The sequence below is a fragment of the Desertibaculum subflavum genome (assembly GCA_003576705.1).
Taxonomy (GTDB): domain Bacteria; phylum Pseudomonadota; class Alphaproteobacteria; order Ferrovibrionales; family Ferrovibrionaceae; genus Desertibaculum; species Desertibaculum subflavum.
Map to the genome: position 1 here is coordinate 102,986 of QOZS01000003.1, position 16,976 is coordinate 119,961.

General features: G+C 68.2%; 17 protein-coding genes. 7 read left to right on the forward strand and 10 right to left on the reverse strand.

Annotated elements, in window-relative coordinates:
* Positions 1–7: 7 nt before the first annotated feature.
* Entirely contained in the window at positions 8–982 is a 975-nt protein-coding gene (locus DT074_RS02630; protein WP_119418245.1) for an LLM class flavin-dependent oxidoreductase, read from the forward strand.
* A 7-nt stretch (positions 983–989) separates the two neighbouring features.
* Here the strand turns inward: DT074_RS02630 and DT074_RS02635 are convergent, their stop codons facing one another.
* Together DT074_RS02635 and DT074_RS02640 are read right to left on the reverse strand one after the other, a co-directional pair.
* Positions 990–1,982, reverse strand: coding sequence for a hypothetical protein (locus tag DT074_RS02635; protein WP_119418246.1), 993 nt, complete (start codon positions 1,980–1,982; stop codon positions 990–992).
* A 2-nt stretch (positions 1,983–1,984) separates the two neighbouring features.
* Entirely contained in the window at positions 1,985–3,022 is a 1,038-nt protein-coding gene (locus tag DT074_RS02640) for an LLM class F420-dependent oxidoreductase (protein ID WP_119418247.1), read from the reverse strand.
* A 154-nt stretch (positions 3,023–3,176) separates the two neighbouring features.
* Between DT074_RS02640 and DT074_RS02645 the strand changes: the two genes are divergently transcribed.
* Positions 3,177–3,608 (forward strand): BLUF domain-containing protein, encoded by a 432-nt coding sequence (locus DT074_RS02645; protein ID WP_162914572.1) that lies wholly within the window; start codon positions 3,177–3,179, stop codon positions 3,606–3,608.
* A 6-nt stretch (positions 3,609–3,614) separates the two neighbouring features.
* Here the strand turns inward: DT074_RS02645 and DT074_RS02650 are convergent, their stop codons facing one another.
* A complete protein-coding gene (locus DT074_RS02650; RefSeq protein ID WP_119418249.1) occupies positions 3,615–4,778 on the reverse strand; it encodes an acyl-CoA dehydrogenase family protein in 1,164 nt (387 codons plus the stop codon).
* A 110-nt stretch (positions 4,779–4,888) separates the two neighbouring features.
* Positions 4,889–5,647, reverse strand: a complete 759-nt coding sequence (locus tag DT074_RS02655) for a cyclic nucleotide-binding domain-containing protein (RefSeq protein ID WP_119418250.1) — start codon at positions 5,645–5,647, stop codon at positions 4,889–4,891.
* 113 nt (positions 5,648–5,760) lie between these two features.
* Here DT074_RS02655 and DT074_RS28405 point away from each other — a divergent pair, with 113 nt between their 5' ends.
* A complete protein-coding gene (locus DT074_RS28405; RefSeq protein ID WP_368744390.1) occupies positions 5,761–6,618 on the forward strand; it encodes a hypothetical protein in 858 nt (285 codons plus the stop codon).
* 93 nt (positions 6,619–6,711) lie between these two features.
* Entirely contained in the window at positions 6,712–7,536 is an 825-nt protein-coding gene (locus DT074_RS02665; RefSeq protein WP_119418251.1) for a universal stress protein, read from the forward strand.
* Between the two features lie 22 nt (positions 7,537–7,558).
* On the opposite strand, the gene DT074_RS02670 is transcribed toward DT074_RS02665, so the two are convergent.
* Positions 7,559–8,488: an SMP-30/gluconolactonase/LRE family protein gene (locus tag DT074_RS02670; RefSeq protein WP_119418252.1), complete on the reverse strand. Its 930-nt coding sequence runs from the start codon at positions 8,486–8,488 to the stop codon at positions 7,559–7,561.
* A gap of 47 nt (positions 8,489–8,535) precedes the next feature.
* Between DT074_RS02670 and uvrB the strand changes: the two genes are divergently transcribed.
* Complete coding sequence (gene uvrB, locus DT074_RS02675; RefSeq protein WP_119418253.1) at positions 8,536–10,731, forward strand: excinuclease ABC subunit UvrB; 2,196 nt, start codon at positions 8,536–8,538, stop codon at positions 10,729–10,731.
* A 28-nt stretch (positions 10,732–10,759) separates the two neighbouring features.
* Complete coding sequence (locus tag DT074_RS02680) at positions 10,760–12,442, forward strand: tetratricopeptide repeat protein (protein ID WP_119418254.1); 1,683 nt, start codon at positions 10,760–10,762, stop codon at positions 12,440–12,442.
* On the opposite strand, the gene trxC is transcribed toward DT074_RS02680, so the two are convergent.
* From trxC to DT074_RS02705, 5 genes are all read right to left on the reverse strand, one after another.
* Entirely contained in the window at positions 12,408–12,845 is a 438-nt protein-coding gene (gene trxC, locus DT074_RS02685; protein ID WP_119418255.1) for a thioredoxin TrxC, read from the reverse strand. The two genes, DT074_RS02680 and trxC, sit on opposite strands and share 35 nt — an antisense overlap.
* A gap of 64 nt (positions 12,846–12,909) precedes the next feature.
* Positions 12,910–13,674: a glucose 1-dehydrogenase gene (locus DT074_RS02690; RefSeq protein WP_119418256.1), complete on the reverse strand. Its 765-nt coding sequence runs from the start codon at positions 13,672–13,674 to the stop codon at positions 12,910–12,912.
* 18 nt (positions 13,675–13,692) lie between these two features.
* The gene (locus DT074_RS02695; RefSeq protein WP_119418257.1) at positions 13,693–14,925 is read right to left on the reverse strand and encodes a hypothetical protein; all 1,233 of its coding nucleotides are present in this window, start codon (positions 14,923–14,925) and stop codon (positions 13,693–13,695) included.
* Positions 14,922–15,488, reverse strand: a complete 567-nt coding sequence (locus DT074_RS02700; protein WP_119418258.1) for a class I SAM-dependent methyltransferase — start codon at positions 15,486–15,488, stop codon at positions 14,922–14,924. The genes DT074_RS02695 and DT074_RS02700 overlap by 4 nt, the downstream gene beginning before the upstream one ends.
* Positions 15,489–15,541: 53 nt before the next feature.
* A complete protein-coding gene (locus tag DT074_RS02705) occupies positions 15,542–15,910 on the reverse strand; it encodes a response regulator (RefSeq protein ID WP_119418259.1) in 369 nt (122 codons plus the stop codon).
* Between the two features lie 73 nt (positions 15,911–15,983).
* Between DT074_RS02705 and DT074_RS02710 the strand changes: the two genes are divergently transcribed.
* Positions 15,984–16,895: an N-formylglutamate amidohydrolase gene (locus DT074_RS02710; protein ID WP_119418260.1), complete on the forward strand. Its 912-nt coding sequence runs from the start codon at positions 15,984–15,986 to the stop codon at positions 16,893–16,895.
* The last annotated feature ends 81 nt before the right edge of the window (positions 16,896–16,976 follow it).

The window sequence follows — 16,976 nt, forward strand, 5'->3', positions numbered from 1 at the left end:
GGGACGCATGACATTGCCGCTGGAGAAACGGCTGAAGGTCGGCATCCAGACTATCCATCGCCGCACCGAGCCGGCGACGGCGCCGTGGATGCCCACCATCGGCGAGCTGCGCGAGCTGGTCGAGCTGGTCGACCGCTCCGGCTATGCCTCGCTCTGGGTCGGCGACCACATCTCCTTCCCGGTCGCGATCCTGGATCCGTTCCAGCAGCTCGCTCAGGCGGCGATGGTGAGCCAGCGCCTCACCCTCGGCACCGCGGTCTATCTGCTGCCGCTGCGCCATCCGACGCCGGTCGCCAAGCAGGTTTCGACCCTCGACCACCTGACCGAGGGGCGCTTCATCTTCGGCGTCGGCGTCGGCGGCGAGTTTCCGAAGGAGTACGAAGCCTGCGGCGTGCCGCTCACCGAGCGCGGCGCGAGGCTCGGCGAGAGCATCGAGGTCCTGCGCAAGCTCTGGACCGGCGAGCCGGCGACGCATCGCGGCCGCTTCTTCCAGTTCGACGGCGTGCCGATGCGCCCGCCGCCGCGCCAGCCGGGCGGCCCGCCGATCTGGTGCGGCGGGCGATCCGACGCGGCGCTCGCGCGCGCAGGACGCATGGCCGATGGCTGGCTTTCCTATGTGGTGACGCCGGCGATGTACAAGTCGTCGCTGGAGAAGATCGAGGCGGCGACGCAGGGCCGCGATCTTGCGACCTACGGCACCGGCCACCTCCTCTTCGCCCGCGTCGACGATACCTACGAGAAGGCGCTGGACGCCGCGACCGTCACCTTGAGCGCGCGCTATGCGATGGATTTCCGCAACGCGACGCGCCGCTACGCCGCGCTCGGCAAGCCCGATCAGGTGGCGGAGCAGATCCGCGGCTTCTACGAGGCGGGCGTACGGCATGTGATCCTGGACCTGGTCGGGCCTTACGAGGAGCGCGACCGCCAGATCGAATGGATCGCCGCCGAGACCCTGCCGCTGCTGAAAGACCTGACGGGCTGAGCCGCCCTCAGGCGTTGTAGCCTTCGTGGTGCTTGACGGTGACGCCCGGAATGCCGCGCAACCGCTGCGCGGCGGCGGCGATCTCGCGGGAGCGGTCGCCGCTGCGCACGCCCCAGGGCCGGATGCCGAGCTCGGAATAGCCGGGGCCCTTGGCTGCGAGGATCTCCGCCCAGTTCGCCGTCACCGGCGTACCGATCGGATAGGCGATGCTGTCCCAGGCCGTCGACGCGCACCAGATGCCGTCTGCCTCGCTGGTCCAGATCGCGAAGCTCCTGGTCGTCAGCTTCGAGGCGATCGCACGCGGGGTGAGGAGGATGTCTGGATAGTGCAGCACGAGGCCGCTCGCGCGGCGCGCGGCGATTTCGGCCGAAAGGCCGACCGGGTGATAACCACCGCTCGACATCGGATAGAGCTTCTCGTCGACGCTGAAACGATCGAGCTTCGACAGTCGGGCGGCGCAGCCGTCGAGCCAGGCACATCGCTCTCGCCATTCCGCGATGAAGGGCTCGGCGGCCTTCGCCTCGCTCCAGCCGAGCCAGAGCGTGCCGATCGACCGACCGCCCAGGACTGTACGGGGCGCGCCATAGATCGACAGGCCGATGCTGCAATCGTCCCCGTTCCAGCGCGCATAGAAAGTCACGCAGCCCGAGGCGTCGGCATGGGGCGGCACGTCGCTGCGGCTCGCCGCCGCGGGCTCGCCCAACGCGGCCTTCAACATGTCGTACCAGTGGTTCGGCCGCCACAGCGCCTGCGGAACGGGCGCGATTTCGAACGACGCGCCGAGCACCGGCCGGTCCACCTGCGGCGCGGTGAGCTCTCCGCTCAGCACCGCGATCCCCGCGACATCGCGGCAAAGGAACTGGGCGACCGGCCGGCCATCGCGCGGCGCGGCACCGAAGAGCCGTGCTGCCTCAGCCAGACCGATGCCCCAGAGAACCAGCGTGCCGTCGACCCGGAAGCCTTGCGCGAAGTTGCGCAAATCTTCCGCGCCACCCGGCATGGTCAGAGCGCGGCCTCCGCGATCGCCCGCATCGCCTCGGTGCTGGCGCCGCCGAGCAGCAGGGTACCGACCTCGTGGCGCTTCGCCGCTTCCTTCCACACCTGCAGGCGGTCCCTGATGCGGTCCTTCGGGCCGACAAGGCAGATCTCGTCGATCAGCTTGTCGGGGACCGCCGCCATCGCCTCCTCGCGCCGGCCGGCCAGGAAGGCGTCCTGGATCTGCTTCGCCTCCGCCTCGTAGCCGAGGCGCTTGGCGAAGTCGTTGTAGAAGTTCTTCTCGCGCGCGCCCATGCCGCCGATATAGAGCGCGAGTTCCGGCCTGACCGCGTTGCGGCAAGCTTCCAGATCATCGCCCATGCGCACGCGCACGAAGGGCGCGATGTCGAAATCGGCGAGCGGCTTGTTGCCGGCCTTGGCGAGGCCTTCCTTCACCGGGCCGGCGATGATCGCGCTGCGCTCCGGCGACATGAAGATCGGCTGCACGCCGTTCGCCACCTCGCCCGCGGTGCGCAGGCCCGGCGGCGAGATCGCCGCCGTGTAGATCGGCAAGCCCGGGTCGCCGTGCAGGATGCTCTTCAGCGGCTTGCCGAGGCCGGTCGCGCCCGGCCCCTTGTAGGGGATGGTGTAGTGCTCGCCCTGGTATTCGAGCGGACCCTTGCGCGCCAGAACCTGGCGGATGATCTCGATATATTCCTTCGTCCGCGTCAGCGGCTTGCCATAGGCGACGCCGTGCCAGCCCTCGATCACCTGCGGACCGGAGGGGCCGATGCCGAGCAGGAAGCGGTTGTTCGACATGGCGGCGAGCGTCATCGCCGTCATCGCCGCGCAAGCCGGCGTGCGGGCACCCATCTGGATGATGCCGGTGCCGGCTTTGATCTTGCTGGTTCGCGCCAGCACCCAGGTGATCGGCGTCACCGAATCGGTGCCGTAGCTCTCGCCGGCCCAGACCGAGTGGAAGCCGAGCCGCTCGGCCTCCAGCACCGGTTCCATATCGGGCCCGCCCGCTTTCCCGTCGTAGCGAAGCAGCATTCCGATGCGCATGGCCGTCTCCTTCCCGTCGTCGTTGCTTGACGGCGATCATGCAGAGACCGAAGAGCGGCGTGAAGCCCGATGACGCCGCTTCCCAATGGCCAGACTTGCCAAAGGCAGGAACGGAGCTAAACCAGATGCGCGTTTCGTTTCGTGGTGCCTGCCGATGCCCGCCTCCTTCAAGATGATCGTCTATGTCAGCGCTGCCGCCGTGCCGTTCAGGCGCGAAACCATCCTCGCGCTCCTCGACCAGTCGCGCCGCAACAACGCCCAAGCCGACATCACCGGCATGCTGCTCTTTCACGACGGCAACTTCATCCAGGCCGTGGAAGGGCCGGAATCGGCCGTCGACGCGCTGATGCAGCGGATTCGGCGCGACCCGCGGCACCAGGGCATCATCGTCATGGCCGAGGAGAGCGTGCGCGAGCGGTCCTTCGCCGATTGGAGCATGGGCTTCGTCGGCGCCGAGGCGCTTGCCGGCGAAGGCCAGAGCAACCTGAACGACTTTCTCCAGCGCCCCGCCGGGCAGCCCGCGCCGGATGGCGGCGAGTCCCCTGCTCTCGGATTCCTCAAAAGCTTCCGCCGGCACCTGCGCTGATAGCGATCAGCCGGCGGGCTTGCCGAGCAGGCTGTCGGAGATGATGCGCTGCTGGATCTCGGAGGTGCCTTCGAAGATCTTGGTCAGCCGCGCATCGCGCCAGTGGCGCTCCATCGCATGCAGCTTGGTGTAGCCGGCGCCGCCGAGGATCTGCAGGCCTTCCGAGGTCACGCGCTCCGCCATCTCGGAGGCGAACAGCTTGACCATCGCCGCCTCGCGGTCGCAGCGGCGCTTGCTGTCGATCTCGTCGCAGACGAAATACATCAGCTGTCGCGCCGCCTCGATCTCGGTCGCCATCTTCGCGATTTTGAACCGGATGGCCTGGAACTCGCCGATCGGCTGGTTGAACTGCACGCGCGTCTGGGCATAGGCCATGGCGTCTTCCAGCGCGCCGCGGGCGAGCCCGATGGCACGGGCCGCCGTATGCGCTCGCGCCCGCTCCAGGCCCGCCGAGGTGTAATAGAAGCCGCGGCCTTCCTCGCCGACCAGGCAATCCGCCGGGATGCGGCAATCGTCGAAGGCGAGCTCCCAGGTCTTCCAGCCGAAATAGCCGATCTTCGGGATCGGCGCGCCCTTGCAGCCCTTGGGCAGCTCACCGCGCGGCTTCTGGATCATGAAGCTGGAAATGCCGAGATGGCGCCGCTTCGGATCCGGCGGATCGGAGGTGCGGGCCAGCAGCATGATGTAATCGGCGCCATCGGCGAAGGTGCACCAGTACTTGTTGCCGTTGATGACCCAGCTGTCGCCGTCGCGCCGCGCGCGGCAGGAGATGTTGGCGACGTCGGAGCCGGCATTCGGTTCCGAGATCGAGCCGGCGCCGAGATATTCGCCGCGCGCCATCTTCGGCAGGTAGTGCCGGCGCTGTTCCTCGCTCATGCCGCGGCCGGCGGAGAGGCCGTTGCCGCGCGCGATGATCGAGGCGACGCTCATCCAGGCGCGCGACAGTTCCTCGGTGATCAGGCAGTACTCGAAGACGCCGAGGCCGAGGCCGCCATACTCCTCCGGGATGACGATGCCGAAATAGCCCATCGCCGCCATCTTCGCGCGCAGCTCCATCGGGATCTCGCCCTGCACCGGGTCCAGCCGATTGGCCACCGGCAGCACCTCCTTCATGGCGAATTCCCGGGCCTGCGCCTGGATGAGGCGGCGCTCCTCGGTCATGTAGGTCATGGGCTTCCTCTCGCCGGCACCTTCGGGAGCGGCAGCTTAGCGGCGCGCCCGGTCAACCGGCACGCTCGCGTCAATTCATCATGCTTGTGAAGCGCCCGCGAAGTTCGGGGTCAGCTGCCGAGGGCGAGGTCGCGCAGGTTCTCGAGATCGGGGATCTGCACCCGGTCGATCGTCTCCAATGCGATCAGTTCCTGCTTGCGCAGCTTGGTGAAAGCGCGGCTTACCGTCTCGATGGTGAGGCCGAGATAGTCGGCGATCTCGCCGCGGGTCATCGGCAAAGGCAGCGGCGACGTCGCAAAGCCGCGCGCGGCGCGACGATCGGAGAGCGAAACCAGAAACGAGGCGACACGCTCGATCGCCGTCTTGCGGCCAAGCAGCAGCATCTGGTCCTGTGCGGCGGCGAGCTCGTTCGAGGCCATGCCGAGCAGGCGATGCTCCATCTGCGGGTTCTCGGCGAGGAAGCGCTGGAAACGGCCGCGCGGAAATTTGCAGACATTGGTTTCGGTCAGCGTCTCGGCCGAATAGGCGTAGCTATCGCCTTGCGCCAGACCGAGAAAATCGCCCGGCAGAAGGAAACCGGTTATCTGCCGACGCCCATCGGACAGCGCCTTGCTGACACAGACCGAACCCTCGGTCACGTTGAACACGTGGTCCGCGGCATCCCCTTCCTGGAACAGCAGCTTGCGCGGCGCATACTGAAGCCGCGTCGCCATGCCGAAGAACCGATGCTGGGCCTCGCCGTCCAGCGGCGCGCAAACGGAAAACGTGCGCGCGGCGCAGGCGGCGCACGGCGCCGGCAGGCCCGGCTCGCGCTTCAGGGCCTGGGGAAGCGGCACAGCGTGCACGCGGCGATCGGAGGAAGACGACATGACGCGGCGACATCTAGTCCAATTGTGCAGTGCAGGGTACCACCCGTTTGACTTAAGTCATAGCTGCCAAGCTGCGGGGCGGCTCTGCTGTTTCGACATTGCGGAGCTGGCGGTTGCTTACCCTTCATCCCGTCTTTCTTGACCGTGACAGCCTTCGGCACGCTTGGCCGCTGGCCCGATTGGCCCGGCCGGACCTGACCCTGGATGGCTGGGTCACCTACGGGCGGCGGCATATCGGCCGCGGCGGAACGCCGCAGCGCGGCATCATCGGGCTCTCATGCGAACGCGGTTATCTCTACGCGCTCGTGGTTTTCACCCGAGACCGTCAGGGCGTGCTCGTGTCCGAGCCGATTGCCCAGGCCGCGCTCGCGCATGCCAAGGAGCCGCTGGTCATGCTGGTCGACGCCCTGGTGGGATTGGCGCGCATGCTCGGGTGCAGAAAACTCCGGATCGAGACGAGGGAATGCCCTAATCTTGCCTCTCCTGCGCAACTTGCCGCGCTCGGCTTCATTGAGAAGGATGGCGGTTTCGAGCGCGCCCTGGTGCAGAACGGGTGCATGTCTGGTCAATCTCGGACGGGGAACGACGCGATGAAGCTCAGCACCATCCGCCTCGAATTGGCGCGCAGCCACGACTTCCCGAACGGCAGCCGCGACCGCGGCTACGAGTTCGTGGCGCCGCTGATGCCGGACGGCCATATCGATGCCGATGCCTTCGGCAAGTCGAAGCCGCAATGCAAGGTGCGCCGCTTCTGGCCGGGCGAGGACGAGCGGATGGGCAGCCTGCACCGCACGCGGAATCATCGCTGGGTGTTCTCTTACGTGCCGGGGGAGGAGGACGACGAGTCCTTCTACCGGCTGGAGCAGCACGTCTTCCGCCCGGGCGAATACGTCACCATCCACGAGCCGGATGGGCACGACTATACGTTCCGCGTTGCCTCGGTGCGCCCCGGCCCTGCGCCGGCAAGCTGATGCAAATAGTTCGCGGCAGTTGACCTAGGTCAGCGCCGGCGCCTCAATCGCCGGCCATAAGAACGGGCAGGCGAGAATCCAGGAGGAGAGCCTATGTCGATCAAGACCATACTCGTGCAAGGCGGCAGCGATGCGCGCGCCGAAGCGCGACTGAACGTGGCGCTGTCGCTGGCGGCCAAGTTCGATGCCCACGTGACCTCGCTCTACGTCATCCCCACCCCGATCATACCGACCGGCTATGTCGATTTCATCCCGGCCGGGGTCATCGAGCAGGAGATGGCGCGCCTGAAGGATCGAGCGGCTCAAGCCAAGGTGGCGGCGCTCAAGGTCGCCGACAAAGCCGGCCGCAATCTCGAATGGCGCGAGGCCGACGGCCCGGAGATCTCCAACCTGATCGAACAGGGCCATTATTGCGACCTGATCGTCGTCGATCAGAAAGACCCGATGGATGAAGGCCTGCCCGGCACCATGGTGCTGGCCGCCCATGTCGCCCTCAGCGCCGGACGCCCGGTCTTCTGCGTGCCCTATGTCGGCAACTACCCGACCATCGGCAAGCGGGTGATGATCGCCTGGAACGGCACCCGCGAGGCGACCCGCGCCGCACACGACGCCATGCCCTTCCTGAAGAAGGCGGAGCAGGTGATCGTGTTCAGCGTCAACCCCGACAGCGGCTCGCACCATCCCGGCGCCGACATGGCGACGCATCTCGCCCGCCACGGCGTCAAGGTCGAGGCCAAGCACACCGTCGCCAGGGATATCGGCGTCGGCGACGCACTGCTCGGCGCGGTATCCGATTTCGGCATCGACCTGATGGTGATGGGCGCCTATGGCCATAGCCGCCTGCGCGAGCTCGCTTTCGGCGGCGCCACGCGGTCGATCCTGGAGACCATGACCGTCCCGGTCATCCTGTCGCACTAAAAGTAGCGGCAACGCCGCTCCGTCACCGGTTCAGGTGGTGGAGCGGCAGGCCGGCTCTCGGCCACTCGAAGCTGACCAGCTTCCCGGTCATCGACAGCGTGGCATAGGCGGTGCGGAGGCCGGGCCCGCCGAAGCAGATATTGGTGACCAGGGGGTCGGGCAGCGCGTAATGCTCGATCACCTTGCCATCGGGCGAGACCGCCGTGATGCCGCCATTGCCGATGGTGGCGGCGCAGACATAGCCCTCCGCATCGACCGCCAGGCTGTCGAGCAGCTGGTAGCCCGGCAGGCCGGCCAGCAGATGGCCGCGTTCATGGCCGAACCCGCCGCGCAGGCGCTCCACCTCGCCCTCGCCCTTGATATCCCAGCCCCAGAAGCGGCCGGGACCGGTTTCGACGATGTAGACGCGGCCGCCATCCGGCGACAGGCCGACCCCGTTCGGCCCGTCCAGCGCCGACACGACCTCCTTGATCATCGAGCCGTCGGCGCGCGCGTAGAACAGGCCGCCGCGGTCGCGCGAGCGGCGATAGGTCTTGCCGTGATCGGTGAACCAGAAGCCGCCCTTGCCGTCGAAGACCAGGTCGTTAGGGCCCTTGAGCGGCACGCCGTCGCATTCGCGGTACAGCACCTCGACCTTGCCGCTGGCGAGATCGACCACCTCGATGCGGCCGCCGGAATAGCCCTTGTCGGCCAGGCCCGGAAAGGTACGCCCGTCCTTCTCGTACCACTCGTTGCCGCCGTTGTTGCAGACATAGAGCTTGCCGCCCGGTCCGATCGCCGCGCCGTTCGGGCCGCCGCCCGGCTCGGCGACCGTCACGCGGCGACCGTCCGGCAGGATGCGCGAGATCCGGCCGGCGGCGATCTCGACCAGGATGACGGAACCGTCCGGCATCGCCACCGGCCCTTCCGGAAAGCGAAGGCCCGAGGCGATTTCACGAATTTTTGGTGTCACCGTTTCCTCCCGTGAGCGTCGGCTTGCCGCTCGGTTATACTCATCGGATGCTCAAACCTGTACCGCTCCCCGTATTCCCCGCGGCCGATACCGGTGGCCCGCTGCTGCTGCCGAGCCGCGCCCCGCGGCCGGAAAAGAGCGAAGGCGGCGTTCCCTTCAAGCTGGTCTCCGAGTTCGAGCCGCGCGGCGACCAGCCGCAGGCGATCGTGGAGCTGGCCGGAGGCGTCAACCGTGGCGAGCGCGACCAGGTGCTGCTCGGCGTCACCGGCTCGGGCAAGACCTTCACCATGGCGCATGTGATCCAGCGGGAGCAGCGGCCGACCCTGATCATGGCGCCGAACAAGACGCTCGCCGCGCAGCTCTATGGCGAGATGAAGAGCTTCTTCCCGGAGAACGCGGTCGAGTATTTCGTCTCCTATTACGACTATTACCAGCCCGAGGCCTATGTGCCGCGGACCGACACCTATATCGAGAAGGACGCCTCGATCAACGAGCAGATCGACCGCATGCGCCATGCCGCGACGCGGGCGCTGCTGGAGCGCGACGACGTCATCATCGTCGCCTCGGTTTCCTGCATCTACGGCATCGGCTCGGTCGAGACCTATTCGGAGATGACACTGTCGCTGCAGGCGGGGCAGAAGATCGAGCGCAACGACCTGTTGCGCCGGCTGGTCGAGCTGCATTACCGCCGCAACGAAGCGTCCTTCACCCGCGGCGCCTTCCGCGCCAAGGGCGACGCCGTCGAGATCTTCCCGGCGCATATGGAGGACCGCGCCTGGCGGCTCTCGCTGTTCGGCGACGAAGTGGAGCAGATCGTCGAGTTCGACCCGCTGACGGGTGCGCGCACCGCGTCGCTGAAGCAGATCAAGCTCTACGCCAACAGCCACTACGTGACGCCGAAACCGACGCTGAACCAGGCGATGGAGCAGATCAAGATCGACCTCAAGATCCGCCTGCAGGAGCTCGGCGGCGCCGGCAAGCTGCTCGAGGCGCAGCGGCTGGAGCAGCGCACCAATTTCGACCTGGAGATGATGGCGGCGACCGGCTCCTGCGCCGGCATCGAGAACTATTCCCGCTATCTCACCGGGCGCCGGCCGGGCGAGCCGCCGCCGACCCTGTTCGAATACCTGCCCGAGAACGCCATGCTGATGGTGGACGAGAGCCACGTCACCGTACCGCAGATCGGCGGCATGTTCCGCGGCGACTACCGGCGCAAGGCGACCTTGGCCGAATACGGCTTCCGCCTCCCCTCCGCGGTCGACAACCGGCCACTGAAATTCGAGGAATGGGACGCCATGCGGCCGCAATCGGTCTATGTCTCGGCCACGCCCGGCTCGTGGGAAATGGAACGCACCGGCGGCGTATTCACCGAGCAGGTGATCCGTCCGACCGGCCTGATCGATCCCACCTGCATCATCCGCCCGGTGGAGCATCAGGTCGACGACCTGCTCGGCGAATGCAAGGCGGTGGCGCAGCAGGGCTATCGCGTGCTGGTCACCACCCTGACCAAGCGCATGGCCGAGGATCTGACGGAATATCTCGGCGAGCACGGCGTCCGCGTGCGCTATCTGCATTCCGACATCGACACCCTTGAGCGGATCGAGATCATCCGCGATCTGCGCCTCGGCGCGTTCGACGTGCTGATCGGCATCAACCTGCTGCGCGAGGGCCTGGACATCCCGGAATGCGCGCTGGTCGCCATCCTGGACGCCGACAAGGAGGGCTTCCTGCGCTCCGAGACCTCGCTGGTCCAGACCATCGGCCGCGCCGCGCGCAACGTGGAGGGCCGCGTCATCCTCTATGCCGACAAGATGACCGACAGCCTGACCCGCGCCCTGAAGGAGACCGATCGCCGGCGCGACAAGCAGCGCGCCTATAACGAGGCGCATGGCATCACGCCGGAAAGCATCAAGAAGCAGATCTCCGACGTGCTCGAAAGCGTCTACGAGGCGGATCACTTCACCGTCGGCACAGGCGACGACGATGTCGCGCATCTGGTCGGCCACAATCTGAAGACGCATCTCGCCAGCCTGGAGAAGCGCATGCGCGAGGCCGCCGCCAATCTCGAATTCGAGGAGGCGGCGCGCCTGCGCGACGAGCTGCGCCGCCTCGAACAGGCCGATCTGGAAATCGGCCTGCCGCAGAAATTCGGCGAGGGTGGCCAGGCCGCCTACCAGGCGAAGCCGCGCTCCACTGGCGGGCGCGCCGGCAGCCGCCAGTTCAAGAAGCGGCGCGGGCCGTGAGCGCATTGACCCGGGCCGGAATCCGGCCGTGATCGAAAACCCCGAACGTGTCCTCGCCGCCGCGGAGCAGCTCTATCGCCTGGGCGAGACGCGCCAGGCCGAGGGCATGATCCGCGACCTGATCTGGGCGCTGCCCGATCATGCCGAGGCGCATCACCGCTATGCCCGCCTGCTGCGCGAGGAGCAGCGCTTCGGCGAGGCCGAGCGCGCCTATCGCGTGGCGATCGACTGCGACCCGAAGGGTGTGGCGGCCGCGATCGATCTGATCGACCTGATGCGCGCTTCCGGCCGGCACGAGGAGGCCTTCGCCCTCGCCGCCAAGCTGGAGCCCGGGGAGATCACCGCCGAGGCGGCACTGGCGCTGCAGGAGCTGTGGTCCGATGCCGCCGACTTCCTGAAGGCGGACGAGGCCGGCGATCCGCTAGACCTCGCCGAGCAGCTGCCGGAGGGCCAGCGCGGCCGCGCCTTCGTGCTGCCGAGCCTGCTCGCCGCCGCCGACACGCCGGAGCGGCTGAAGCGACTCAATGCCTGCATCCGCGACTGGGCCCGCGCCCGCTCGATCGACGCCTCGATCCTGCCGGTGACGCGGGCCGCGTCCCCACCAAGCGACAAGATCCGACTCTGCTTCGCCGGCACGGCGGGGCCGCCGAACGGTGCCGCCCGCGCGGCCCGCGTCGCGCGTCACCTGGATCGCGGCCGGTTCCGGGTGGAGCTCTTCGTCCATGGCGCGGCCGATCGGGACGCCCGCGAGCAATTCGACGAGCTGCACGACGCTTTCGACAAGGTCACGGTGACGCCGGAGACCTCCGCGCGTGCCATCGCCGAGGCGCTCGCCGCGCGCGGTTTCGACGCGGTGATCGATCTCGACGGGCATGGCCGCGTCGGCGCGCGCATCTCGGCGCTCGCCTACAAGCCGGCGCTGGTACAGCTCGTCTGGCCGGAGCGGCCGGTGCCTGCCGGCCTCTCCGCCGTCAACGCGACTCTGGCCGATCCTGTGCTGGCCGCGGTGCCCAAGGGCGGCGGCATCGAAAAGCTGCTGCCGCTCGACGGCGCCTGGCTGCCGCTCGAAGCCTTGCCGGAGATCGAGATCGAACCGGAAGTCGCTTCGGTCCGCGCCAGCTTCCCGGTTTTCGCCACGCTGGCCGAGCCCGACTGGCTAAGGCCGATCGTGATCGAGACCTGGGCGGCGATCCTGCAGGAACTGCCGCCGGCGCGGCTGATCTTCTTCGGTCCGGCCTATTCGGTATCGACGGTGCGGAAGAACCTGATCGCCGCCTTCGAGGCCTGCGGCATCGACCAGCGCATCGACTTCGCCCATGCCGAGGCATCGGGCCTGCCGCCGCCAGCGCTGTGGAACGTGGTCGATCTTTGCCTCGATCCCTTCCCGCTCAGTCTGGGCGAGCGTCTGGCCGAGCCACTGCATATGGGTGTGCCGGCGGTGAGCTGGGCCGGCATCGCGCCCTGGCAGCGCACCGGCGCCAGCCTGCTCACCGGCGCCGGCCTGGCGGATCTCTGCGTCGGCAGCCGCGACGCCTATGTGGACAAGGCGGTGGAGCTGGTCTGGGACGTGGCGCGGCGCCGCGACCTGCGCCGCGAACTCCGCACCCGCTTCGCCGCGGCGCCGCATTTCGATACGGCGCGGATCGCGGCGAGCCTCGCCGGCCATGTCGAAGCGCTTATTGCGGCAGGTTCCGCCGCACCCACTCGGTGATGGCGCCGGCCGGCATGGCGCCGGCCTGGCGGGCGATCTCGCGACCGCCGGCGAAGATCGCCAGGGTCGGAATGCTGCGGATGTTGAGTGCCGCGGCGATGTCGGGATTTGCCTCGGTGTTCAGCTTGGCGAAGCGCGCCGTGGGTCCGAAGGCCTGGGCGGCGCCTTCATAATGCGGCGCCATGCTGCGGCACGGTCCGCACCAGGGCGCCCAGAAATCCACCACCACCGGCAGGTCGCTCTTCTCCACCTGGCGGCGGAAGGCGGCCGCGTCGAGCTCGATCGGATGATCGTCGCGCAGCAGCGCCCTGCACTTCCCGCACCGGCCGCTGCCGAGCTTGCCCCGCGGCACGCGGTTGACAGCCTGACAATGCGTGCAAACGAGGTGCAGGGTATCGTTCATCGAGCTGAATCCGGCGGCAACGGGTTCCTCTTATGTCGGAACCGGCAACCGCCGGTTCAAGCCCCTAGCCCGAAACCGAGAACCCGCCATCGACCGGGATGGCCGTGCCGGTGACGAAGTCGGACGCGGCGGAAGCCAGGAACACGGCGATGCCGGCGTGGTCTTCGGGCGTCCCCCAGCGGCCGGCCGGCGTGCGCGCCAGGACGCGGTCGTGCAACCCATGCACCTCGACCCGGGCGCGCTTGGTCAGGTCGGTATCGATCCAGCCCGGCAGGATCGCGTTGACCTGGATGTTGTCGCGCGCCCAGGCGGTGGCGCAGCTGCGGGTGAACTGCACGATGCCGCCCTTGCTCGCCGCATAGGCCGGCACGAAGGGCGCGCCGAAGATCGACATCATCGAGCCGATGTTGACGATCTTGCCGCCGCCGGCCCGCTTCATCTCCGGATAGGCGGCGTTGGAGCACATGAAGGCGCTGGTCAGGTTGGTGGTGATCACCTGGTTCCATTCGTCGAGCGTCATCACGTCCGGCGTCTTGCGGATGTTGATGCCCGCGTTGTTCACCAGGATGTCGAGCCGGCCCAGCATCTGCACGGTGCCGTTGACCAGCGCCTTGCACGACCCCTCGTCGGTCGCGTCGTGCTCGATCGCCACGGCGCGCGCACCGAGCTTGCCGAGCGCCTCGACGGCGGCGGCGTTCTTGGTCGTGTTGCGCCCCGCGACGACGATGTCGGCCCCGGCCTCCGCCATCCCCTTGGCCATGCCGAGGCCGATGCCGCCATTGCCGCCGGTGACGATCGCCACCTTCCCCTTGAGATCGAACAGGCGCATGTCTCTCCTCCGCTTCTTCTAAATCGGCATGCCGCGCCGCTTGAGATCGGCCAGCACGAAATCGACCAACGGCTTCGGGTCAGCCGCCAGGGTCGCCAGGCAGGGCACCGGCCGGTCGTGCAGCTGCTCGACCACGCCTGAATCCCGCACGCCCGGCAGGTCCGGCAGCTCCTCCAGCGAGAGACCGAGCGAGCCCATGCAGCCGATCCGCCCGTCGCGTGCCTTGCGCAGCTTGGCAAGGCCGCAGGGCGTTGCGCAATGCGGGCCCTGGAACGGCACCTGATAGAGCGCGAGATTGCGGAACCGGCCCTGCAGCACCTCGCCCGGCGCCGGCGCATAGACGGCGGTGCCGGGCGCGGCGCAGAGCTTGGTCATGTGCGCCGGGCCGGAATCGGCATAGATGCCGTAGTCGAAGCGCTCCACCGCGCGCAGCAGCTCGCCGATCGCGGCGAAGCCGTCGACGATGCGGACGCCCTTCGGCAGCGTTGCTTTCAGCGCCTCGGCCTGAAGCTGTCCCTGCCGCTGGAAACGGTTGAGCGAGACCGTCACCTCGCCGAGCGGCGCCAGCGCGTCGGCCAGCGCCAACGTCACCGGCGGCGGCAGCGTGCGCAGCGGCGAGCTCGCCAGCGGCAGGATGCCGAAGGACGGCCGCGCCCGCTTCGCCAGGGACCGCGCCTCGCTCGGATAGCGCGCCGTGGTCGCTTCCAGGCCGAAAGCCTGGTTCAGCTCGCCCTCCATCTCGACCGGCCAGAGATCGATATCGCGCCGGCTTTCCAGATGGCCGAGATCGATGACGGCATCCCAGCCCGGCAGCTCTGCTTCGGGCAGCCAGAGCGGATAAGTGGTGATGCGGCGGTCGCGAAGATAGATGTCGCTCGACGAACGGGCGCAGAAGACGCCGACGCGCTTCGGCCGCCTGGCGGCGATGAAGGCGTCGATGAACAGCATCGTCGCGACGTTGGAGCCGAGCATCTGGCTCGGCAGCAGGAACAGCACCGACCGCCCCTCGAAGGCCGCGCCCGGCCACTCGGCGCGCGGCCGGCAGGCGATCTGCGCCCGTTCCGCCAGGACGCGAAACCGCGCCGGCTCGCGCAGCACGACCTGGTTCACGAACGGCGTCGAGCTGGTGAGGTAGCGCGCGCCGGCACGGCCCCTCTGCTCCGCCGCGGGCGCCGCATCCGGCTGGCGGAAACGGAACGGCGCGAAGGCCTCGAACAGCAGCAGCGGCGTGTGGTTGGTCGCGTCGCTCACGGCCGCTTTTTGACCGCACGCCAGCGGATCGTCATCTCGCTGATCACGTTGTTGAACTGCCGCGCCGCTTCGGCCAGCTGCGCCGTGGTGATCTGCCCCGACGACACGCGCTTCGCCCAGACATCGTCGGGGCGCATGTCCACGCGCTCGATCGCGAAATCGATTCCGTGCGCGAGGCCGAGCGCCGAGTTGGCGATGCCCTTCTCGCGCCATTCCCGGTTCTTCGCCTGCGAGAACAGCTCGAGCCCGGCCGGCGTGATCGGCCGCACATGGGTCGGATCGTTGAGATAGCTGTCGTGGCGGGGATGCGGCACCACGATGGTGACGAGCGCGCCGTCGCGGCAGACCCGCCACAATTCCTTGATGATGCCGAGATAGAGATCCGACGATTGCCCGAGATGCTCCAGCACGTGGCGCAGCATCACCTCGTCGACGCTGTCGTCGGCCCAGGGCCAGGGCAGCGCTTCCAGATCCGCCACCTGGTCGGGAGCGAAATCCGGGTACTTGTCGACATTGATCCAGCCCGGCCGCTTGTCGCCGCCGCAGCCGAGATTGAGCTTCATCGTTGCCCTCGCGCGTGGCCGGACACTAGCCGCGCGCGCGGTGACTGGCGAGCCTAGTCGGCGGTGGAGGCGGGAACCGGGGTCAGCTGGCGGTTTACTTCCGCCACGATGTCGCGCAGGTGGAACGGCTTGGACAGCACCGTCGCGCCCGGCGCCGAAGATTTGGCAACGCCGGCAAAGCCGGTGATGAAGATGACCTTGAGGCCGCGGTCGAGGCCGATGGCTCGGCGCGCCAGTTCGATGCCGTCGAGCTCAGGCATCACGATGTCGGCGATCAGCAGGTCGAACCGCGCCGGTTTGAGGTGCGGCAGCGCCTGGGCGCCGTCGCCGACCGCCGTCACGTCATGCCCGGCGCGCTCCAGCGCGCGGGCGAGGAAGCGGCGGATGGTCGCGTCGTCTTCGGCAAGCAGGATCCGTCCCATGATGTGCAACCTATAGAAACCCAATGGTCGAGAACGGGTTAACGCCGCGGTTTCCTTGCTATACGCTAGCCCGATGCCGAACGCCGAAGTGGCGCGCGCGGCGGGCGAAGCAGCCGGACCGGATCCGGTCATCCTAAGCCTGCCGACCGTGCAAAGCATACCCTTCGTCTATTCCTCGCCCCATAGCGGGACGTTCTACCCACCCGATTTTCTCGCCGCCGCCCGGCTCGACCATGTGGCGATCCGCCGCTCCGAGGACAGTTTCGTCGACGAACTCTTCGCCGCCGTGCCGCTTCTCGGCGCGCCCCTGGTCGCGGCGCGCTATGCCCGGGCCTTCTGCGACGTCAACCGCGAGCCCTACGAGCTGGACCCGGCAATGTTCGAGGACGAGTTGCCGGCCTTCGCCAACACGACCAGCCTGCGCGTGGCGGGCGGCCACGGCACCATTGCCCGCGTGGTCGGTGCCGGCGCCGAGATCTATCGCGGCAAGCTCACCTTTGCCGAAGCCGACCGGCGCATCCGCGACTGCTATCAGCCCTATCACGCCGCACTCGGCCGCCTGCTGGCGGAGACGCGCGCACGCTTTGGTGTCGCCGTCCTGATCGATTGCCACTCCATGCCGTCGACCGGCGGGCCGCTCGAGCGCGACAGCGGGCGCGCCCGGCCCGATATCGTGCTGGGCGATCGCTATGGCAGCGCCTGCGCGCCGGAACTGGTGGAGACGGCGACACGCGCGCTGCAATCGCTCGGCTACCGCGTCAGCCGCAATGCGCCCTATGCCGGCGGCTTCAACACGTATCACTACGGCCGGCCGGCAGAGCGGCTGCACGCCTTGCAGATCGAGATCAACCGCGGGCTCTACATGGACGAGGAGCGGCTGGCGAAGAAGCCGGGCTTCGCCCGGCTGGCCGGCGACCTGGAACGCCTGGTCGCTGCTTTGTCCGCTTTCGCCCAGGACCGCGAGCTGCGGCCGGCGGCGGAATGACGGCAGCGGGCGAAAAAAGGGCCACCGCTTGCGGGGTGGCCCAAGTCTAGGGAGGAAACGCCCAAGAAGGGCGCGCGGTCG